19 protein-coding genes are annotated in these 21447 nt (G+C 66.2%); 10 read left to right on the top strand and 9 right to left on the bottom strand.

Annotated features, from left to right (window positions below; genetic code table 11):
- Positions 1–25 precede the first annotated feature (25 nt).
- A complete protein-coding gene (locus tag CYU59_RS05500; protein ID WP_292976744.1) occupies positions 26–3880 on the bottom strand; it encodes a PE family protein in 3855 nt (1284 codons plus the stop codon).
- Positions 3881–4112: 232 nt separating this feature from the next.
- On the opposite strand from CYU59_RS05500, the gene CYU59_RS05495 reads away from it, so the two are divergent.
- Positions 4113–4475 carry a hypothetical protein gene (locus tag CYU59_RS05495; RefSeq protein ID WP_292976742.1) on the top strand — a complete coding sequence of 121 codons (363 nt, stop codon included), beginning with the start codon at positions 4113–4115 and terminating at the stop codon, positions 4473–4475.
- A 22-nt stretch (positions 4476–4497) separates the two neighbouring features.
- Here CYU59_RS05495 and CYU59_RS05490 read toward each other — a convergent pair whose 3' ends face one another.
- The 4 genes from CYU59_RS05490 to CYU59_RS05475 all read right to left on the bottom strand — a co-directional run bounded on the left by CYU59_RS05490 (position 4498) and on the right by CYU59_RS05475 (position 8473).
- Complete coding sequence (locus CYU59_RS05490; protein ID WP_292976740.1) at positions 4498–4824, bottom strand: hypothetical protein; 327 nt, start codon at positions 4822–4824, stop codon at positions 4498–4500.
- Positions 4760–5386, bottom strand: coding sequence for a LuxR C-terminal-related transcriptional regulator (locus CYU59_RS05485; protein WP_292976818.1), 627 nt, complete (start codon positions 5384–5386; stop codon positions 4760–4762). Before CYU59_RS05485 ends, CYU59_RS05490 begins: the two co-directional genes overlap by 65 nt.
- Positions 5387–6825: 1439 nt before the next feature.
- Positions 6826–7989 (bottom strand): AAA family ATPase, encoded by a 1164-nt coding sequence (locus CYU59_RS05480; RefSeq protein ID WP_292976738.1) that lies wholly within the window; start codon positions 7987–7989, stop codon positions 6826–6828.
- Between the two features lie 115 nt (positions 7990–8104).
- Positions 8105–8473 carry a hypothetical protein gene (locus tag CYU59_RS05475; protein WP_292976736.1) on the bottom strand — a complete coding sequence of 123 codons (369 nt, stop codon included), beginning with the start codon at positions 8471–8473 and terminating at the stop codon, positions 8105–8107.
- 189 nt (positions 8474–8662) lie between these two features.
- Between CYU59_RS05475 and CYU59_RS05470 the strand changes: the two genes are divergently transcribed.
- From CYU59_RS05470 to CYU59_RS05455, 4 genes are all read left to right on the top strand, one after another.
- On the top strand, positions 8663–9559 hold the full coding sequence (locus CYU59_RS05470; RefSeq protein ID WP_292976734.1) for a diiron oxygenase: 897 nt from the start codon (positions 8663–8665) through the stop codon (positions 9557–9559).
- The gene (locus CYU59_RS05465) at positions 9556–10707 is read left to right on the top strand and encodes a DUF4873 domain-containing protein (protein WP_292976732.1); all 1152 of its coding nucleotides are present in this window, start codon (positions 9556–9558) and stop codon (positions 10705–10707) included. Before CYU59_RS05470 ends, CYU59_RS05465 begins: the two co-directional genes overlap by 4 nt.
- Positions 10708–10818: 111 nt before the next feature.
- Positions 10819–11577: a sulfate transporter gene (locus CYU59_RS05460; protein WP_292976730.1), complete on the top strand. Its 759-nt coding sequence runs from the start codon at positions 10819–10821 to the stop codon at positions 11575–11577.
- Positions 11578–11642: 65 nt separating this feature from the next.
- Complete coding sequence (locus CYU59_RS05455; protein ID WP_292976728.1) at positions 11643–12509, top strand: TIGR03619 family F420-dependent LLM class oxidoreductase; 867 nt, start codon at positions 11643–11645, stop codon at positions 12507–12509.
- Between the two features lie 24 nt (positions 12510–12533).
- Here the strand turns inward: CYU59_RS05455 and CYU59_RS05450 are convergent, their stop codons facing one another.
- On the bottom strand, positions 12534–13331 hold the full coding sequence (locus CYU59_RS05450; RefSeq protein WP_292976817.1) for an enoyl-CoA hydratase/isomerase family protein: 798 nt from the start codon (positions 13329–13331) through the stop codon (positions 12534–12536).
- 43 nt (positions 13332–13374) lie between these two features.
- Positions 13375–13995, bottom strand: a complete 621-nt coding sequence (locus tag CYU59_RS05445) for an NAD(P)H-dependent oxidoreductase (RefSeq protein WP_292976726.1) — start codon at positions 13993–13995, stop codon at positions 13375–13377.
- A 200-nt stretch (positions 13996–14195) separates the two neighbouring features.
- Here CYU59_RS05445 and CYU59_RS05440 point away from each other — a divergent pair, with 200 nt between their 5' ends.
- From CYU59_RS05440 to rnhA, 3 genes are all read left to right on the top strand, one after another.
- Positions 14196–15149, top strand: coding sequence for a TIGR03557 family F420-dependent LLM class oxidoreductase (locus CYU59_RS05440; RefSeq protein WP_292976724.1), 954 nt, complete (start codon positions 14196–14198; stop codon positions 15147–15149).
- A 61-nt stretch (positions 15150–15210) separates the two neighbouring features.
- Positions 15211–15849, top strand: a complete 639-nt coding sequence (locus tag CYU59_RS05435) for a VOC family protein (RefSeq protein WP_292976722.1) — start codon at positions 15211–15213, stop codon at positions 15847–15849.
- Positions 15846–16322, top strand: coding sequence for a ribonuclease HI (gene rnhA / locus CYU59_RS05430; protein WP_292976720.1), 477 nt, complete (start codon positions 15846–15848; stop codon positions 16320–16322). Before CYU59_RS05435 ends, rnhA begins: the two co-directional genes overlap by 4 nt.
- 9 nt (positions 16323–16331) lie before the next feature.
- Here the strand turns inward: rnhA and CYU59_RS05425 are convergent, their stop codons facing one another.
- Positions 16332–17288, bottom strand: coding sequence for an LLM class flavin-dependent oxidoreductase (locus CYU59_RS05425; RefSeq protein WP_292976816.1), 957 nt, complete (start codon positions 17286–17288; stop codon positions 16332–16334).
- A 180-nt stretch (positions 17289–17468) separates the two neighbouring features.
- On the opposite strand from CYU59_RS05425, the gene CYU59_RS05420 reads away from it, so the two are divergent.
- The gene (locus CYU59_RS05420; RefSeq protein WP_292976815.1) at positions 17469–18515 is read left to right on the top strand and encodes a dihydrodipicolinate reductase; all 1047 of its coding nucleotides are present in this window, start codon (positions 17469–17471) and stop codon (positions 18513–18515) included.
- Between the two features lie 71 nt (positions 18516–18586).
- Complete coding sequence (locus CYU59_RS05415; RefSeq protein ID WP_292976718.1) at positions 18587–19129, top strand: TetR family transcriptional regulator; 543 nt, start codon at positions 18587–18589, stop codon at positions 19127–19129.
- A gap of 7 nt (positions 19130–19136) precedes the next feature.
- On the opposite strand, the gene CYU59_RS05410 is transcribed toward CYU59_RS05415, so the two are convergent.
- Positions 19137–21392, bottom strand: coding sequence for an ATP-dependent DNA ligase (locus CYU59_RS05410; RefSeq protein ID WP_292976716.1), 2256 nt, complete (start codon positions 21390–21392; stop codon positions 19137–19139).
- Positions 21393–21447 lie beyond the last annotated feature (55 nt).

Here is a 21447-nt window from a genome sequence, read left to right as displayed (position 1 = left end):
GAGGGTGCAGTGCCGCCGTTGCCTCCTAGGCCGCCGGAGCCACCGGAACCGCCGGTTGTTCCGCCGCCGGATGGACCGACACCACCGTTGCCGCCGTCGCCGCCATTTCCACCAGTGCCACCGTCGCCGACAGATCCAGTGCCTCCGGTACCGCCTGAACCGCCGGATCCGCCGGTGTAGAAAGAACCGTTTCCACCATTGCCCCAGTTGCCACCGTCACCGCCGCTTCCACCGGCACCCCCGTTGCCACCCAAATGACTGCCGCCGCCGCCTCCGCCGCCGCCTGCGCCGTACCCGCCGTTGGGGTTACCACCGGCCCCACCAGCGCCGCCAGGTGTGCCGCCGCCGGACCCACCTTGTCCGCCCTCGCCGCCGGTGCCGCTGAACTGACCGGACGGCCACCAGTACCTCCAGCGCCTCCGGTCAATCCGCCGTCACCGCCGTTACCGCCCATGCCACCGTCACCGTCGCCGGTGTGATCACTGGAGCCGTTGGCCCCCTGACCGCCGTAGCCGCCGTTGCCGCCACGAACTGCACCCGCGCCACCGTCACCTCCGCGGCCACCATCGTTGTCGGTTGCGTAGTAGTTGCCCCGGCCGCCGTTACCGCCGTTGCCGCCGTTACCCACTGATCCGCTGTCACCGCCCTTGCCGCCGTCGCCGGCCGCGCCAGTCCCGTTGTTGCTGTAATACCCGTAGCCGTCACCGCCCTTGCCGCCGTTGCCACCGGAGGTCGAAGTAAATCCGGCCCTGCCGTCGGCACCGGAAGTGGAGCCGGTACCTCCACTACCTGCAGTGCCACCCGTACCGATGTCGCCGCCCCGGCCTCCGTCGCCTCCATTGGGATGACTCAGGTCGCCGTTACCGCCGGCACCGCCATTACCGGCACTCCCGCCTGTCCCGCCGCTGCCACCACCACCACCGGCGCCGGTTTGACCGGCAGTGCCGTTCGCTGCGGTACCGCCCGCCCCGCCGTTACCGCCGTTACCGCCAGCACCACCATTGGCACCGCTGCCACCGGCGCCACCGGTCGAGCCAACTGAACCCGCCGCGCCGTTGACACCCGAACCCCCATTGCCACCACCGGCACCTGTGCCACCGGCGCCGCCGTTGCCTCCGTTGCCGGAAGTCGAGCCGCCCAGTCCGCCCGCACCTCCGTTCCCGCCGGATCCGCCTGCCTGACCCGCAGTGCCGCTACCACCGGCGGCCCCAGGCGTAGTAGCCGCCGTTCCGTTGGTTCCTGCGGCGCCGGCGAAACCGTTACCGCCCCGACCGCCGACGCCACCGTTGCCAATGTTGCCGCCGTTACCGCCAGCCCCGCCGTTGCCGCCGTTGGCACCCGCGGTCGTTGCGTTGTAACCAGCACCACCGTTACCGCCGTTGCCGCCGCTGGTCGGCGTCGAACCCGCGGTCCCATTCGAACCGTTGAACAGACCGGTACCGCCGTTGCCGGCCGCACCACCGTTGCCGACATTGCCGCCGTTACCACCGGCGCCACCGTTAGGACTCGCTGCAGAACCAGCACCACCCGCGGCGCCGTTGCCTGCACCCCCACCGGCGCCACCATTGCCGGCGTTACCGCCGTATCCCGTGTAACCCGTACTGCCATTCGCCGCGGTGCCACCAACCCCGCCGTTGCCGCCGTCGCCGCCTGCGCCACCGTCTGCTCCGCTGCCGCCGGCGCCACCATTAGAACCCGCGGAACCCGCCGCGCCGTTGACACCGGACCCACCGGCACCACCGTTTGCACCGTTGCCACCCGAGCCGCCGCTTCCGGCATAGCCAGACGTGGACCCGCCCGACCCTCCGGCTCCGCCGTTACCTCCAGATCCGCCCGCCTGACCAGCGGTTCCGCTGCCGCCGGCCGCGCCTGGCGTTGTCGCTGCACTGCCGGTCGTACCGGCAGCGCCCGCGACACCGTTGCCTCCGCGTCCCCCAAAACCGCCGTTGCCGACCGAGCCGCCGTTGCCGCCTGATCCACCGTTTCCGCCATTGGCTCCCGCGGCGGTCGAGGTGAAGCCATTCCCGCCGTTGCCGCCGTTACCACCGCTGGTCGGGGTTGAACCCGCCGCGCCGTTGACTGCCGTCCCGCCCGCGCCTACCTCCCCGCCGCGTCCGCCGGCGCCGCCGTCGACGTGACTCGCAACCCCTGTGCCACCGCTGGCTCCATTGCCGGCCGCACCGCCGGCCCCACCGTTGCCTGACGTCGAGCCACCGAGGCCGCCGCTCCCGCCGTCGCCTCCGTTCCCGCCGGAACCGCCGTTGATGCCGGCAACGCCATTGGCTCCCCTACCCCCCGCGCCGCCGTTACCGAAGGCGCCGCCGTTACCGCCATCTCCGCCATTGCCACCTGATGTTCCTGCGACTGTCGACTGGAAGCCGGCGCCGCCGTTGCCGCCGTTGGCCAGCGCAGTCGACCCACTGCCGTCACTACCGTCACCCCCTGCGGATCCCCCACCGATCCCGCCAGTTCCAGCGGCACCACCGGTACCGCCGACGCCAAACGTTCCTGGGTCGCCGCCGTCACCGCCGTCGCCACCGTCGGGATGATCGAAAGTTCCCGTCGCGCCCAAACCGCCCGTTCCACCGGCTCCGGCATCGCCGCCTTGGCCGCCGAACCCGCCGTTGCCGGTTGCGCCGTCGCTGGCGAACGACCCCTTGCCCGCGTTTCCGCCGAGGCCACCGTGGCCACCGGCGCCGCCCGTTCCGCCGTCGCCGGCGTTGCCGCCATTGCCGTCGCCACCGTCTGTGAAGCTGCCCAAGGCACCCGCTCCGCCATTGGCCCCGTCACCACCGTCGCCACCAATGCCGGCGTTGCCGCCATTACCGCCGGCACCGAAGAGGAAGCCCCCGTCTCCGCCGGCGCCGCCGGCGCCGCCATCGCCGCCGACACCACCGTCTAGACCATTGGCGCCATCCGAAGTTTCGAACGAAGTGAAGCCCGCGCCTCCACCCCCGCCGTTACCGCCGTCACCGCCGCGGCCGAAGAACAGGCTTCCGACTCCACCCGCTCCACCGGCCCCGCCGTTCCCACCATCGGGGTTCAGCTCCGTGCCCTCACCGCCCAAGCCGCCGTCACCGCCATTGCCGCCGTTGCCGTAGAAGTAACCGCCTGCGCCACCAGCGCCTCCAACACCGCCGTCGCCGCCGTACAGCCCGTCGGTGCCGTCTGCGCCGTTGCCGCCGTTCCCGAACAGGAACGCCGCGTCGCCGGCAGCACCCGGTGTGCCATTGATTGGCGCGGCGTCGTCCAACGCCAGAAGACTCAACTCAGACTGCGGCGCAATGCCTCCGGCGTCACCGCCGTCGCCGAGAAACCACCCGGCGTCGCCTCCGTCGCCGCCGAACCAGCCGTTTCCGCCGTCACCCAACCACAAACCGCCGTCCCCGCCATCGGGACTCAGCGCGGTGCCATCGACGCCGTCGCCGATCAGGAATTGACCCGACCAGGTGTTGACGAACTCGCCGAACTGCAGCCCTTCGGGACTGTTGATCCAGTCCTCGACGCCGGTGTGTAGTGGCTCGTAGATGAACTGGCCGAACCAGTCATCCACGGCTGCGGTCTCGGGCGACGCGGCCGCCGAGGCCCCGAACAGATCCGCCCAGCCGGTACCGGCCCAGTCCAGGTTCCATGTCGACGGGTCCAGCCAGGCCGACATATCCAACGCTTCAACCGGCGCCGCGGTGTTCACCACCGGGTCGACGATCAGGTCTATCCAGTCGGTCAGCACGTCCGCGTGGGCGGCGGGTACAGCGGTCAACGGACTCAGGCCGAACGTGAGAAAGGCACCGGCGCTTGCACCCAGAGCGACCGCCCGACGGCGCCGCGCCGCGGCCCCCCGCGACTGCCAGATCCGCGTGTTACCTCGCCGAACAGCCATAACACGCCTTTCAGTCCCCCGTCGGCTGAGTTTTCCTTCGCTAATTCTTCGGAGAATCTCAGCTAAGCCTGGACGAGAGGCTAGGCGGTGAGGGCGTCCGACCGATACAGGGAAAACCCTTGCGTTGACTGGCAACCCAGCGCCGGCACTCTCGCGGTCCAGGGTTTTCCCTGTATCCCTGCGGCCTCTCGTCGGCTTAGCGTCGGCTCACAGCACAAGCAAAGGGGTTCGGATGATCGCTCGACTGACGATTTGGGGGATCGCGGTGATGGCCTGCGCCGTTGCCGCCGCTGGGCCGGCCGGCGCAGAAGCACCCGATGGCGTATACCAACTGACCGTCATTCAAGGGGACCAGCACATCAAAAACGGGGCACATCAGGGTGCGAAATTCTCGCCGTGCGGCCCGGACTGTGTCCACGTCGTCAAGCCCCCGGAAGCCACTGATTTGCACCGACAGGGCAACATCTGGTCCGGGTCCGCTCAGGTTGGAAGCCAGACCTGCACGCTCACCCTCGATGACGCCTCGTCCAATCTCACCGAGGACTGCCCGGATTTTGACCTGCACGTCGTCTTTTCGATGGCCAGGCAGGGCTGACGCTCTCGACGGAGGCGCCCAATCAGCAGCGCGGGTCACCGCTCGGTGGGAAGTAAGAGTCGAGGCGCTCGTTGTTGCGAAAGACCGCGCCGTTCGGGACACAGGTCAGCACGCCGTTGACGTACATCCACGCCCCACCGGTCAGGGGCTTGTTGCGGTCCGGCCCGTTGGCGGGTTGTTGAGGTTGCTGGCCGTTTCCGCGGTTGGCGTTGTTAAGGACGTCGTCGGCGATGCCGGCCGCCTTCTTCTGCTGGCACTGCTGCACCTGATCGGGTGGCAGCTGATCACAATCCTGCTGATCGTCGGCGCCGGCAACCGGCGTAACGAACAGTGCGGCCGCAGTGAGCACAAAGAACAGCGTGCTGGCTCTCGATTTCATGAGTGCCGACGCTAAGCGTGGCGTGACCGCTTCGATAGAGGGATTTCCCTGGCATCCGGCCGCGCCGTTGAATCAGGCGGTGATCTGGGCGCGCCGCACAGCGGTGACGCGATCGGTGTGCCAACCGGCCTGACGACAAGCCTCGATTGCATCCTCGGCAGAGTCTGCGGCAAGTACGCCGTAGAAGGTCTCGTCGGTGGGCGCGGTCAATGCTCCCAGGAGCCGGACCCGCAGCGCGCTGGTCACCTGCTTGAGCCGGTCGACGGCACGGTCGAACGGCATCGTCGCCAAGTCGGGCTGATACCACTCCACCAGGAAGCAGGGTTCTGTCGCGCCGGTACTGGACACGCGTATGACGGTACCCGGGCAAGGGCTGGAAATAATCAGGGCTTTCCCTGGGAATTCCCTGTTTCAGCGCTCCGGCGAGGCCACTGCGAGACCGGATGCCGAGCTTCCGGTACACGCTGCTGAGGTTCATCTCCACAGTTTTGGGCGCGATGAACAGCTCCGCGGCGATCTGTTTGTTCGACATGCCGGACGCCGCAAGCTCAGCGACCCGGCGCTCGGCCGCGGTCAGCCCATCGCTGTCGGCGACCGGCACGTTCAGCCGTTCCAATTCGATCCGAGTGCGCCGAGACCACAGCGGCGCGCCCAGCCGGTCGAATGTCTCGAGCGCAGCACACAAGGTCGCCTCGGCCGCCTGCTTACGACGCCGGCGCCGTTGCAGCTGGCCGAGCAGCAACTGGGTGCGCGCCAGCTCGAAAGGCATTGGCAATCGCTGATGGTGGCGTACCGCTTCGTGCGCGGCATCCTCGGCGGCGTCGAGATCGCCCCGGGCCGCCAGCACATGACTCCGGCCGCGGGCACCCGCCGCCAGCATCCAGGCCCGATCATGCTGAGCCCCGTTGGTCTCCAAGGCGGCGACGAGCGGGTCGGCCTCATCGAGACGCCCGAGCGCGGTCAACGCCTCGATGGCGTCGGGTAGGTAGCTGCCGACCATGATCTCGGTGCCGTGCTCGGAGTCGAACGATGCAAGCAGCGGCCCCAGCTCCGCGAGCGCGTCCGCGTAATTGCCCAGGGACACCTCGACGAATCCGAGCGTCGTAATGGCAGCACCCACCAGGAACTCGGTTCCGATGGTCCGCGCCGCGTCGATCGCGGCCCGCGCCGCTTTGCGTGTTTCATCCTCGCGGCCGGCGTAGGCGGCCGCCGCGGCCTGACAGGTCCACGCGGTGGTCAGCATGTGTTTACCGCCCAATTGCTCGGCGCGCTGTACGGCGTCGTCGGCCGTTGCGGCGGCCTCACGGTAGCGGCCCAGCCACAGGTCGATCATCGTCGCGTGGTGCGCGACCCAAAGAATGTCGACCTCGTTGCCCTCGTGCAGATACTGACGCTGCACCTTGTGCATCCGCTCGCGGGCGGTCATCAGGTCCCCGTCCCAGGCAGCGGCTACCGCCGCGACCGCGGTGGCCTGGAAGGTGGCGCCCGCCCAGCCACCCGGAGTTTCCAACTCCAGCGCTCGCTGCATCGCCGGCCGGTCGAACCCGAGACCGTGCAGGAAGTAAACCGTCACCCGCATCGCCAGGGCCTGGCTGAGCAGGCCATCGATGCCCAGCCGCTCCGCCTCGGCTACCGCGACGCGCGCGTGGTCGACGGCATCTGCCATCTGCCCGATCAAAGCCGTCGCGGGCGTGAGAATTAGTCGGCCCTGCAACTGCAGAACGGGATCATCGGTTTCATCGACCGCCTGGTTCAGCGCCGCCACGGCCGCGGCCATGCTCTCGTCGAGCCCGGTGACCGCGGCGAGCAGCATCAGGCCTGCACAGCGCAGCGTGCTCCCCGGCTCCAGTCGATCGACCGTCGATCGCAGGCGCGCGCCTGCCCGGTCGAGCGCACCAGAGCGGAAGTGTTGCTCCGCAGCGCGGATGCGCCGCAAGGGCGTGTCGCCGCCGAGTTTGATCGCCAGCTCGATCAGTTCCGCCGCCACCGCCGGGGCGCCCTGCGCCGCAGTGACTTCGGCGGCGCGGTCGAGAGCCTCCAGCGTGGCCGGGTCGCCGGTGGTGGCAGCCAGCGCCAGATGGCGCGCCCGCAGTTCGGGTTCTTCGACGGTGTCCGCGAGCCGGCGATGCATGCTCGCCGCTGCGGCGGGGTCGCCCCGGTGTAAACGCCGCTGGCGAACAACGGGTGGCAGAACCGAACCTCGTTACCGTTCAACTCGACGACTCCGGAGGCTCCGATCGACTCGACGACTTCGACCACGCGGTCGGCGGTCAGATCGGCGGCGCGGCTGACGCGTTCGATCGTCGGAGTCGTCGCGCACGAGGCGGCTAACAGCACCGCACTGAGCTCGTCATCGGGCCGGCCGATTCGCTGGCGCACCAACACGGCCAGCGAATCCGGAAGGTCGACCAGGCTGCGGGATGGCTCCTCGGCAACCGAGCGGGCCAGCTCGAGCGCGAAAAACGGGTTGCCACCGGAGATCTCGTGAATGCGGGTGATCACCGGCCGCGGCAGGGTGTGTCCCAGCCGCTGCGAAACCAATGCGTGCAGACCACCAAGCGCGAGTGGCTGCAGCCTGATTCGCGCGGTTGAGTCGGGACGAGCGAACGTCAGCCAGGAGGGCGTTTCGCCGTGCCGGGGCTGGCCGAGTCGCACACTGGCCGCAACCCCGATCCGGCCGGTGAGTCGGCGCGCCGCATAACCGAACACCACCTGACTGGAGACATCCAGCCACTGCGCGTCGTCGATGCTCACCAGGACCGGGGTGTCGAAACTGTGATGCTGCAGCACGGACAAGAACGCCGCGGCGACGGTCCGCTCGTTGGTGGGGGGCCCGTCACCAGCCAGCGGTAGCACCCGTTCCAGCGCGGTCCGCTGCACCAGAGGTAGGTCAGACAGGACTGCCGGGTCGACCGTGTCCAGCAAGTCGGCTACCGCGGCATAGGCGTATCGAGCTTCGGTGAGCGCCCCGCCCGTTGACAGCACCCGGAAACCTCGAGCTGCGGCCGCTTCGGCAACGTCGATCAGGAAGGTCGTCTTGCCAATGCCGGCTTCGCCTTCGACGACAATTCTCGCAGGTCCGGCGGACGCGCGCGCGAGAAATTCGTGCACTGCGTGGGATTCGCCGCGCCGCACCAGCAACCCCCTGTGAGAGCCGTCCGCAATCTGGCAGACAACCTACAGTGAATCCACAGGAGGGATGTGTTTTCGAACATGATTTGAGTTTGCTAAGAGCACACTGTGGCCGCAGTCACCCGCTCTTTGTCAACGAGAAGGGAACGACCAGATGTTGCTGTTCGGGCGACGGCGCACCCATGTCATTGACTCCCTGCAGCGAATCCTTGTCGAAGGACACCGAACCGCCGAACTCGTTGACGTCTCCGACCCATCGGTTGCCTTGCAGATGGAGGTCCAGCGATCCGCTGGCGCCGCTGACCTGCCAATGCGTGCATCCTGCGCCGCATGACGACAGCGTGACCTCTACTGGACGCAGGGCGTTCGGGCCGGTACTGACCATGGTGTAGGTGCCTTCCAGCGGCGCGGCCGAAACCGGACCCGCCGATGCCACCGCAGCTACAGCGAGCACCGCGGCCAGCCGAACACTTCTCCGGATTGCCACGGCAGGTCCTCCTTGTACCCGACCCCCGGTTGATGACGGTAACCATGTCGAACCGCCCGCGATACAGGGATTCCCCTGGCATTGCGCGGTCCCCTGACGCGTTACCCGAAGTATCCGGTACCGCAAGTATTGACATCTTTCGCCAGCCTGCTTACCGTCTCGTCTAGCGCCGACGAAAGGGTGTCAACGATGACCAGTGCGGTGAAGCCAGGCGGTCGTGAAGACTTCGCCGAACGGCTACTCAAAGGTTCGGTCAAGAAGTCCTACGAGCCGGTTGTCGACATCGACTGGGACGCACCCCTGGACCCGGACAAGTTCTACCTGCCACCCAGGGTGGTGTCGCTATACGGAACGGCGCTGTGGGACAACATGACTCGTGCTCAGCGCATCGAATTGTCCCGCCAGGAACTGGTGAACACACTGTCGGCCGGCATCTGGTTCGAGAACATCCTCAATCAGGCGCTGCTGCGCAAGATCATGCACACCGATCCCACCAGCAGCGCCACCCATTACGCGCTGACCGAACTGGGTGACGAGACCCGGCACATGGTGATGTTCGGCAAGGCCATTGAGCGGGTCGGCGCCAAGCCGGTACGCCCTCGGCTCTATCACCGGATGGTCATCAACACGTTGCCGTTCTTCTTCCGCGGCTCGGTGCTGTGGGTGGCCGCGCTGATCGGCGAGGAGATCTTCGACTCGCTGCAGCGGCAGATGATGGACGATCCCGATTTGCAGCCAATCATTCAGCGGCTCATGCGAATTCACGTGACGGAGGAGGCCCGCCACATCCAGTTCGCCCGCGACGGGTTGCGTAAGCGGTCGCCGCAGATGCGCCGTGCCGAGCGCTGGTTCGTCGGCAACGTCAACGGCTTGGGCGGCTGGTTCTTCCGCTACCTGTTCACCAACAAGGTTCAGTACGCGCGGGCCGGGCTGGACGCCCGTGAGGCTCGCCGGACTGAGCGCAACAGTGCGCACCGCCGCGAAGTCCAGGTGGCGGGGTTCGCTCCGCTGGCGACGTTCTTGTCCGAAGTCGGGTTGATGGGTCCGCTGGCGCGCCGCGGATGGACGCGCACCCGGTTCCTGTGACCGAGCGTGTGCACGCTGTCGTCCTGGTCGGCGACGGCGACGCCGCAACCGAGCTGCTGGCGGCCGGCATCCACGACTTCGTGATCTTCGACCGCGACGTGGTCAGCTCGGTGTTCGACGACGAGACCGATACCTGGACGCTGACCACCGAGGACGGCGAAACCTGCCGTGGCCGCGTCGTGATCGCGTCTGAGTCGCCGTTCGTCCCGCTGGTCCCCGACGTGTTCGGCCGCAGGGATTTTCGCGGCACCGCGATGCATGCCGCGATGCCCAACGCCTACTTCGATCCAGCCGGCAAACGGGTCGCGGTGCTCGGCGCCGACTCTGCCGCCGGCGCGCTGATCGAGCGGATGGCCGCATCGGGCGCAAGGCTCGAGGTATTCCCCCTGCCACCCCGGCGCTACGTCTCGCGGCCCAAACGGTCGCTGTTCCGGCGCCGTGTCGAGGTGGTCCGCTCGCCGATCGAAGAGGTGACCGCGGTCGGTGTCCGCACCGTCGACGGTGTCCATCACGACGCCGACGCGATCATTTACGGCACCGGGTTCGCCGTACGCGCGGCGCTGCCGGCCACCGCACTGGTCGGTTCCCGCGGCCGGACCGTCCAACAGACATGGATCGAGGGCGCCGAACCCTACCTCGGGGTGGCGGTGCACGGATTCCCCAACTACTTCACCATCGGCGGCCGGGATTTCACCGCCTCGATGCGCTATATCGTCGATTGCCTGTCCCTGCTGGGTGACAACACCCGCATCGAGGCCCGGCGCAGTGCCCAAGGCGTGTTCAACGAGCGGGTTCACCTGCGGGCACCGGCGTTGCACGTCGATAGCTCTGCATTCGAGCTGTCGTCGTACCGCACCGCGGACGCGGACAGCTACGACGGGCCGGCGACCCTGACCGCCGCCGACACCACCGAACACGTCCGGGTTGCACTCACCGGACGAATCGAACCGTTTGACGGGCAATACCATTGGCAGGGAACGGTTTTCGATGCAATTCCGGCCGAGCTGGTGCGGGCTCGCGCGCTGACTGTGACGGTGGGTGACACCAGCGCCGCCGCCCGTATCACCGAACTCACGCCGCAGGGCACACACTCCATCGCCGGGGTTGGTGCGCCCCCTTACCCGCTGGCGCACCCGCAGCTCATCTAACCGCCGCATCCGGCCAAGATTGCCTGCTCGGCGCAATGGGTAGCCATCGCGTCGGGGGAAAAACTATGGCAACCAGCAACAGCACGCTCATCGTCGGAGGCTGGACCGCTGATGGCTAACCAGGTCAGCCCCCTGACGGTCTCGGAACGCGCGGCCGGAACTGCCTGCCTGCTCACGGTTCGCGGCATCGTCGACAGCAGCACCTATCTGCGACTCCGCGACGCGATCGTCAAGGCCGCGCTGGACGAGCCTTCTGCCGTTCTCGTCGACGTCAACGGCCTCGACGTGCCGGCACTGTCGGCGTTGGCCGTATTCACCAGTGCCCGCTGGCTGGTCGGCACTTGGCCCGCCACCCCCATTCACCTGGTCTGCGCCGATGCCGAGCGGCGAAAGATTATGGCACGCAACGGAATAACACGCTACATCCAGATACATCCCACGACCGGGGCCGCGTTGACAGCACTCCGCCCCGACACTCACCGTGCCGTATCACGGGCGAGCACGGAGCTGCCGGCGACGCTAGCCAGCCTTCGAACGGCCCGTGAATTTGTCGCACGGCAACTCTCCGAGTGGTCGTTCAGGGACCGCGCACCGATTGCGACCGTCGCGGCCAACGTTTTCGTCGAGAACGTTCTGCAGCACACCTCCGGCGGGCTGGTGCTGGCGCTGGAGACCGACGGCGACGCGCTCACGGTTTCGGTTCGCGATGACAGCTCGACGCCGGCTGCGCGCCATGAGGACCCGCGCCGCGGCGCCGACCGAATCTCCGGCCTGGCGATTGTCGCGTCGGTCTGCCGCGCGTGGGGTTGCTCACCCACGCCGTCCGGCAAGACGGTGTGGGCGATCATCGGCCCCGAAAACCGTCTCTAGCCGCCAGAACACTGCATATCTAGTATTTGCCGAGTAGTGGAAGCCAACTCGGCGAAGGAGACGGTGTGCGATTCAGCTACGCGGAGGCCATGACAGATCCGGCGTACTACATCCCGCTGGCCAAGGCCGCGGAGGCGGCCGGCTACGCCAGCATGACCATCCCGGACAGCGTCGCGTACCCGTTCGAGTCGGATTCGAAGTATCCCTATACCCCGGACGGTGATCGCGAATTTCTCGACGGCAAAGCTTTCATCGAGACGTTCGTGCTGACCGCTGCGCTGGGTGCGGTGACGTCGACGCTGCGGTTCAACTTCTTCGTACTCAAGCTCCCGATCCGCCCGCCTGCCCTGGTGGCCAAGCAGGCCGGTTCGCTGGCCGCGCTGATCGGCAACCGGGTCGGGCTCGGCGTGGGCACCAGCCCGTGGCCGGAGGACTACGAGTTGATGGGCGTGCCGTTTGCCAAGCGCGGCAAGCGAATGGATGAATGTATCGAGATCATCCGGGGCCTGACCACCGGCGACTACTTCGAATTCCACGGCGAGTTCTACGACATCCCCAAGACCAAGATGACTCCGGCTCCGACACAACCCATCCCTATCCTCATCGGCGGCCACGCCGACGCTGCGCTACGACGGGCCGCCCGCGCCGACGGCTGGATGCACGGCGGTGGCGACCCAGCCGAGCTCGACCGACTTCTCAAGCGACTCAATGAACTTCGCGAAGAGGAGGGCAAGACCGGACCATTCGAGATCCACGTGATCTCGGTGGACGGCTTCACTCTCGACGGCGTGAAACGCCTCGAGGACAAAGGCGTCACCGACGTGATCGTCGGCTTCCGGATCCCCTACATCATGGGGCCCGACAGCGAACCGCTGGACAGCAAGATTCGCAACTTGGAGATGTTCGCCGAGAATGTGATCGCCAAAGCCTAGCGGGCGACCGCCAAAGCCCAACGGCTACATCGAATCCCACACCGGCGGTCGCTTCTCCATGTGCGCCCGGGCGGCCTCGGTCGGATTGTTGGTGAACCCGGTCAGGATCTGGGTTCGATTCTCGATCTCGATCGCATGCCGCAGGCTCGGTGCGTCCAGCGCGGCGTTCAGCCCGATCTTGGTCTGCCACACCCCGAAAGCGTTGTTGTCGATGATCGAGCGGGCCTTGGTCAACGCTGCCGTCATCAACTCGTCGGCCGGCACCACCTCATGCACGAGCTTGATCCGATAAGCCTCGTCCGCATCGATGATCCGACCGGTCAGCATCAACTCCCGTGCGACGCCTGCCCCGACGATCTTGGGCAGCAGGTAGCTCGTGCCCATGTCCATCGACGAGAAGCCGGCCTTGATGAACACCGACCCGAATCGGGCGTTCTCCGAACCGATCCGGATGTCGGAGTGCAGCGCGAAGGCCAGCCCGCCGCCGACCGCGACACCGTTGACCGCGGCGATCACCGGTATCGGCAACTCGTAGAGCCGGGTGTACAGGTCGGCCAGCCGGACTTGGGCGTCGTAGTTCACCTTGTACGCCGGGGTGTGCGGAGCGTTCTTCGTCCAGGCTTCTCCGGTGCCGCTCAGGTCTGCCCCCGCGCAGAAGCCGCGGCCGGCGCCGGTCAGGACCGCAGCCCGGAATTCACCGCTGCTGAGCGCATCGAGTGCCTGATCGAATTCGTTGATCAACGAGCCGTCGATGGCATTCAGCCGGTCCGGGCGGTTCAACGTCACGCCGGCGATGTTGTCTTCGAGCGTTTCCAATGTCACGGCGGGCATGAGGCAACCGTAAAGTAACGCCGCACCCCGGACGCTAGGACGGGTACGGCGGATACTGCGTTTTTGCCAAACTGCGCGCCAGGTGCGCCGCATTGCGGGCGGCGTTCGCGGTCGCCGACGCCGTCGACTCCGGCACCTCGTCGAGGTCGTTGTAATCGGTCTTGCCCATCGCGGGGCCGTTCCAGTACGTACAACCCTGGGCGGGAATGGTGAAGCCGACGTCGTTGAGCGCCTGGAACACATCGGCGACGATGTGGTGGGCGCCGTCTTCGTTGCCCACCACCGCGACAAGAGCGACTTTGCCAAGCAGTATCGGCCGGTTCTCGTCGTCGGTTTCGGCGAGTTCAGCATCGAGGCGTTCGAGCACCCGTTGCCCGACACTGGACGTCTGCCCCATCCAGGTCGGCGTCGCGAAGATCAGGATATCGGCGGCGAGCACCTTGTCCCTGATGGCCGGCCACTGGTCACCATCGCCCATGTCCTTCTCGACGCCGGGCTTGATGTCGTGGTCCACGATCCGGACAGTCTCGCTTGTGACGCCGTACTTTCCCAGCTCCGCCTGGACATGCTCGGCTATGAGCTGGCTACTCGAGGGCGCCGGCGACGGTTTCAGGCTGCACACCAACGACAAAGCGGTGAGATTCGATTCAGCCACGGCTTGCGATGTCCCTTCTAGAGTGCGTCAGCCTCGACTTCGGCAGCCGCTTACCGGACACGCAGGCAATGCCCAATGCGGGGTTCAGCCAAACAAACGACTGGATGCCAAGCTCCGTAATCACTGCGGTGCCTCGCAGAACACGCTGTGCCACAACAGAATCTCGCGTAGCATTCCCTGGCTTTGGGTACAGACCCACCATGTCGAAGATCGGATACTTTCTTTCCTGCGAACAGTTCGGCCCGAAGGAACTGGTGGATCAGGCCAAACGCGCTGAGGCCGCCGGCTTCGACTCGTTGTGGATCTCGGACCACTTCCATCCTTGGAACGATGCCCAGGGCAACAGCCCGTTCGTGTGGGGCGTGATAGGCGCGCTCTCAGAAGCCACGTCGTTGCCGGTGTCGACCGCGGTCACGTGTCCCACCATCCGCATCCACCCGGCGATCATCGCGCAGGCCGTCGCGACCGCCGCGGTGCAACTGAACGGCAAGTTCGTATTTGGCGTGGGTAGCGGTGAGGCGCTCAACGAGCACGTACTGGGCGACCCGTTTCCCTCGGTAGGGCTTCGCCTGGAGATGCTCGAAGAAGCCGTCGACCTGATCCGACTACTACTGCGCGGCAACGAAATCAGCCACCACGGAACTCACTACGAGGTACAGGAAGCGCGAATCTACACACTGCCCGAACAGCCGGTGCCGATCTACGTGTCCGGCTTCGGCCCGCAGGCCGCGGAATTCGCCGGCCGCATCGGAGACGGGTTCGTCACCGTCCTGCCCGACGCCGAACTGATCAAGACCTTCCGCGACGCCGGTGGCGGCGACAAGCCCGTCCAGGCCGGCACCAAAGTGAGCTGGGATCGCGATCCGGACAAGGGCTTGGAGTTCGCTCACCAACTCTGGGCCAACGAGAGCCTGCCGGGCCAACTCGCCCAGATCCTCCCGCGTCCCGCCGACTTCGAAGCGGCCATGTCCCTGGTGCCCAAGGAGACCGTCGCCGAATCTGTTGCGTCGGGCCCCGACCCCGACAAGCACGCCGCGCAGATGCGTCAGTACCTCGACGCGGGCGCCGACGAGGTGTACGTGCAGCAGATCGGCCCCGACATGGACGGCTTTTTCGAGTCCTGGCAGCGCGACGTGCTGCCGCAACTACGCTGACACGTCGAGCTCAGGACCGTTCCGAAATACCAGGCACCGCAGCGCGATACCGTATTCGGCTATGACCGTCACCGTCGCCGAGATCGAGGTCGCCGACCCCGCGGGCGCCTGGAAGCGGGCCGGCTTCAGCGTAGATTCCGACGACGTCTCCCGCGTCGGCGGCGTCAACATCAGGCTGTCTGGGGACGTGCGCGGCACCGGCATGGCCGGGTGGTCATTGCGTGGCCTGCCCGAAGGCTTCGGTCATGACCTCGACGGCATCCCGACCACACGGTCCGAGGCGGATCTCTCGATGCCTGCCGTGCATCCGAACGGCGTCACCGGCATCGACCACATCGTGCTGTTCTCCCCCGACCTGGACCGGACGCTCGACGCGCTGGCCGCGATCGGCATCACACCCCGCCGGAAGCGTGACGCCGAGCTCGGCGGACAACCGATCCGCCAGATCTTCGTACGGTTCGGCGACGTCATCATCGAGGTCGTCGGTTCCCCGGGCGGCAAGGACGAAGGACCGTCGACGCTGTGGGGCATCACCTACGAAGTCACGGACATCGACGCGACCGCCGCTTTCTTCGGCGACCGGACGGCTCCGGTCAAGGACGCTGTGCAGCCGGGACGGCGAATCACCACATTGCGTCACAGGGAACTCGGTATGTCGGTGCGCTCGGCGATGATCTCAGCACCTATCCTCGGCGCATGACAGCGGCAGGCGAGGACGTCGTCGTCATCCACACCGACGGTGGGTGCCGGCCGAATCCGGGCCCCGGCGGCTGGGGGGCGGTGCTGCGTCAGGGCAGGCATGTTCGCGAGATGTGCGGCGGCGAGCCGGCCGAAACCAGCAACAACCGAATGGAATTGACCGCGCCGATCATGGCGCTGGAAGCGCTCACCCGGCCTGTGGTGGTGCACCTGCACACCGACAGCACCTACGTCCGCAACGGCATCACCAAGTGGGTGCTCGGTTGGGAACGCAACGGGTGGATGACCGCCGCCAAACAGCCGGTCAAGAATGTCGATCTGTGGAAGCGGCTCCGAATCGCCTGCGAGCGTCACCGGGTCGAGTGGTTCTGGGTGAAGGGGCACTCCGGTGTCGCCGACAACGAGTTGGCCGACCAGCTGGCGACCCGTGGGCTGCTGGAAGCCGGTTATCCGGCGCCGCTGTCGCGCAGGTAGTTGATTGCGCTAGGTCAGCTCGGCGAACCTCCGCAGATACGGCCACGCGATGTCGGGCGGGATTCCACCGCACAACGGTGAGAGGTTGAACATCTCGCCGTCGGCGAGGCGTTGCTTTGCCTCGTCGATCGACAGGATCACGTGCGACGGTGACGTGTGGCGGAGCTCGTCGACGGTCTTGGCGGTGGTGATGTTCGCCGACACCTGATTGTCGGGGTTCCACTCCGAGTACGCCATGGCGTCGTGGAGCAGATATTCTCCGATCTCTTCCCATGCCGCGTCGACATCCTCGGCCACGAAAACATTGGTGGCCGCATCTCGATCGGGGATGAGCACAAAGCCGGGCTCGAAACCGTTTTCACGGCACGACTTTTCGTAGGCCTCCTGCATACCGGGCACCCCACCGTTGGCAAGCAGGCCGAGACCGTTGCGTCCCGCACGCCGTGCCGCAGCGAGACTCGCACCACCCCAACTCAGCATCGGACCTTCCGGCGTCCGCGGGCGCGGTGTCGCCTTCATCCGCCGGCCACCGTGTTCGACCTCCTCCCCCGCCAATAAACGGCGCAATAGGCCGAGCTTTTCATCGGCCAACCGGCCGCGATCAGACATCGCCAACCCAAAGTGCGCGTATTCCTCGGCGCGATAACCGATTCCGAAGACGTAGCTGGCCCGTCCCGTACTGATGTGATCGAGCACGGCGATGTCCTCCGCCAAGCGAGCCACATCGTAGAGCGGGAGCAGAATGACCAGGTTCAGCATCAACTGTTTTGTGCGGGCGGCGATCGCCGCGCCGAGCAGCAGCGGCGACGGCAGATAACCGTCGTCGGCGCAGTGATGTTCACACAGGACTGCGGCTACGCAGCCACGGGTCTCCGCCCACGCCGACATCCCGCTTGCTGCCGCATACAGGTCGGATGTGGCGAGTCCCGGTGATCGAGAACGCATGTCGAATCGAAGGGTGAACATCGCGATGCCTAACTCCCCTGACGCGCGATACTGCAATGTCACTGGTAAGTCATACTGGTTAGGCCTACAGTAAGCTGCGGCCCGTTGAATTGGCAACCGCTCCCACCTCGTTGAGAGGCAAGACCTGTGACTTCATCTCCCGACGCCCCGAAGCGTCGCGTCGTCCATATCGGCACCGGCATGACGGGCAGCGTGGCTCTGCGCGCAATCATCGACGACCCCGCTCTGGAACTGGTCGGCCTCGAGGTGTCCTCGCCGGCGAAGGTAGGCGTGGACGCCGGCGCATTGTGCGGTCGGACCGACGTCGGTGTCGCAGCTACCGATGACCGGACGGCGGTCCTCGACACAAAGCCCGACTGCATCGCCTACTGCGCAACCGCCGTCCGCCGTGAAGACCAGGTGATCACCGACATCGTCGGATACCTGGAAGCCGGCATCAACGTCGTCACCATCTCCGCGATCCCGATGGTGTATCCCAAAGCGGCACCGGCGAATTGGCGCGAACCGATCGAAGCTGCCGCACGAAAAGGCAACTCGACCTTCTACGCCACCGGCTGCGAACCTGGCTTCGTCAGCCTCAATCTGCCCACCGCACTGCTGACGGGCGCCGGGGTGATCGACACCTACCGCATGGACGAATACGCACTCGACCTCGACTTGTCCTATCCAATCTGGGAGGTGCTCCACGAGTCGATGGGATTTGGAAAGCCCGATGGCCACGTTCCTATCCGCATTGCTGTCGGCAAGGTGAACAACGACTGGGAGCCCGTCGTGCGTTACATCGCCGACACGCTCGGCGTCCACGTCGAACACGTAACGCTGGACTGGGAGACCATCCTGGCCCCAGGCGATCTCGACACCGCCCTGGGCGTGATCCCGAAGGACACCATCTGCGGCCACCGCTGGCAACTCGCCGCAGTGCACGGCGGGCGTCCCGTCGTGTCGGTGCAATACTTCGCGACGGTGACCTCGACGCCGTGGCCCGACTCTTGGCCGCGTCCAGCGCAACCCGGCAAGGGCGGCATGGTGTTTCGCATCGAAGGAAACCCGAACATGACCCTCGACTTACATCTGGACCCCACACCGGGTGACCCCACCAACCCCGGTGTCGCTGCGACGGCGATGGCGGCAATCAACGCCATCCCGGCAGTGATCGACGCCCCGCCCGGACTCCTGGACGTGCCGTTGGCCGGCCCCTCGGTCGTGACCCGCCAGACTCGGAAGTGAGTGCGCGGGCTTCGGAGCCAAGGCGACAACCAGTCCGGCGAGCGCGAGGCTCACTGACCGAAGACGCGATTGTGGAGACGGCCTTCGCTATCGCGGCGGACTCCTCGATCGACGAGCTGAGTATCCCACTGGTCGCCAAATCGCTCGGGGTGGGCGTGACGAGTATCTACTGGCACGTTCGCAACAAGTCAGAGCTTCTCGACGCCATGACCGATCGCGTGTTGCGCCGCACCGGGTTTCCGACGTTCGCGGAATCCAGCGATTGGCGAGCTTCGCTGACGGCGCATCTACGGGGAGTACGCCAGACGTTCCTCGGCAATCCCGTCTTGACGGATCTGATCCTCATTCGCGGCGCATTGACCCCGTTGGCTCGACGACTCGGTGAGCAGGAGACGCAGAAAGCGATCACGAACATGATTGAATCCGGCATCGATGAGCAGACAGCCCGCGAGACCTATGCGGCAGTGTCGGAACTCGTCCAGGGTTCGGTGTTGCTCGCACGGTTGGCGCAGAGGCACAACGCGCCGGCGCGGCCGGCACCGCCCGACGATCGAGCGTTCGAACTTCTTCTGACGTCACTGCTCGACGGCGTCGCGCTGCGATCCGCGCAGTGAGTCGCAATTACTCCCGCACCACTTCACCGGGCTCTTTGTCGGGCCGCAGGCCCCGCCAACTCGGTTGGCGCAGTCGGTTGTCCGACGTCCACTCGCTGTAGCGGACCTCCCCGACCAACGTGGGTCGCACGAAGGTCACCCCTTTGCCGTCCTGGGTGGAAAGCCTTGCGTTGAAGGGTGACTCGTCGGTGTGCAACGGCTCGAGTGTCTTCTTGAGACTGCCCAGGTCGCGCTCGGTGAAGCCGGTACCGACGCGGCCGACGAATTGCAGTCCATCTGCCGCGGGAATGCCGATCAACAGCGAGCCGATGCCGCTGGTACGCCCACCCTCACCCCTGCGCCAGCCGCCGATCACGACTTCCTGCGTGCTCCAATACTTGTCCTTGATCCAGGACGCTGAGCGCCGGCCCGGCTGATAGGTGGAATCACGCTTCTTGGCGATCACGCCCTCCCAGCGCTGCTTGCGCGAGTATTCCAGCGCCTCGGCACCGTCACCGGACAGTAGGTCGGGCACGTTCAGGCCACCGGCAGAAGCCAGTGTCTCCAACAGCTTTCGCCGGTCCCGGTACTTCGCCCGCAGCAGTGACCGCCCGTCGAGATACACCAGGTCGAACGCGCGGAACTCCACTCGGGTGGCACGCGCCCGGTTCTGCATCTCGGAAAAACTCGGCACGCCGGCCGCGTCGAGCGCGACGACCTCACCGTCGAGTACGGCGTGGTGGTCACCGAGATCGGCTGCCAGCGAACGGAGTTGCGGAAACTCGGCGGTGAGATCGCGCCCGCTGCGCGAGCGCAGTCGCACTTGGCCGTGGTCGGCTTCGACCAGCAGCCGGTAGCCGTCCCATTTGGCCTCGAATGCCCATTGGGATGCCGTGAGTTTTTCCACCGAACCGTGGGTGGCCAGCATCGGTGCCAGCCCGTCGAAATCGAAGACGTGCTGATCCTTCATCCGGTGCGCCAGCCATTGGTTGCCGTCGGTCTGAATCAGCGCGTAGCGACCCGAAATGCGTTGACCGTGCAGAGTGACGATGACCTCGTCTTCATTGAATTTCTCGGTGTCATAGGTGCCGGCATCCCAGATGATCACCTTGCCGCCGCCGTACTCCCCCTTCGGGATCGTGCCTTCGAAACTCCCGTACTCCAGTGGATGGTCTTCGGTGTGCACGGCCAGGTGGTTGACCGCGGTGGTCTCCGGCAGATTCTTCGGCACCGCCCACGAGACCAGCACGCCGTCGCGCTCGAGGCGGAAGTCGTAGTGCAGCCGGCGGGCGTGATGCTCCTGGATGACGAAGGTATTACCTTGCCCCACAGCTGGTTTGGCCTTGGGTACCGGCTCCGGGGTCTTGGTGGCGTCGCGCATGCTGCGATACTTCGTCAGCCGGTCGGCGGAACCCGTGTCGTCATCGAGCTCTGCGAGCAGATCCCCGTCGCGTTGGACTCGCTCGAGCACTTCGTCGAAGCGCAACTGGCGCAGCTTCGTGTCGTCGAGTTCATCCCACGTCCGCGGTGCGGCGACCGTCGGCTGCTCACGGCCGCGTAGCGAATACGGGGCGATGGTCGTCTTAGCGCCGCTGTTCTGGCTCCAGTCGACGAACACCTTGCCCGCCCGCACACTCTTGGTCATCGTCGAGGTGACGAGCTTGGGCATCGACGTTTCCAATTGCTGCGCAACGCGTTTCGCCAGTGTCGACGCGCCCCGACTGCTCACCGGTTTGTCCAGTGGGCTGTAGAGGTGCAGGCCCTTACTTCCGCTGGTGAGCGGAAAGGTGGTCAGCCCGATGTCGGCGATCAGATCGCGTACGGCGCGCGCCACTTTGGCCAGTTGCGCCATCGTCACACCCTCACCCGGGTCGAGATCGAACACCAGGCGGGTGGCCGGGCCAGGACTGAGCTGCTCACCCTTGCGCGTCCACTCGGCCTCGAAACGCCATTGCGGCACATGCACTTCCAGTGCCGCCTGCTGCGCGATCCACGCCAGACCGTCGACGCTGTCGATGATCGGGTAGGTGGTGGTTCCCGACTTGTGCGCAATGCTGCCGCGGGGCAACCACTCGGGGGCTGAATCTGCCAATTGTTTTTCGAAGAACGAAGATTGGTCGACGCCGTTGGGCCAGCGCTTGCGGGTGGCTGCGCGTCCGGCGATATGCGGGATCATCACTTCCGCGATACCGGTGTAGTAGTCGAAGATTTCGGACTTCGTGGTCCCGGTCGCCGGGTACAGAACTTTGTCGGCGTTGGTCAACCGCACCCGCTGCGCCATCATCTCAAGCTACGCCGCCCGATAACCGTCCTCACCACCTGTTATGCCCGTGATCGGC

Source organism: Mycobacterium sp. (assembly GCF_002863225.1).
Taxonomy (GTDB): Bacteria; Actinomycetota; Actinomycetes; order Mycobacteriales; family Mycobacteriaceae; genus Mycobacterium.
The sequence above is the reverse complement of the archived record's forward strand: the minus strand, read 5'-3'. Positions and strand labels throughout refer to the sequence as shown.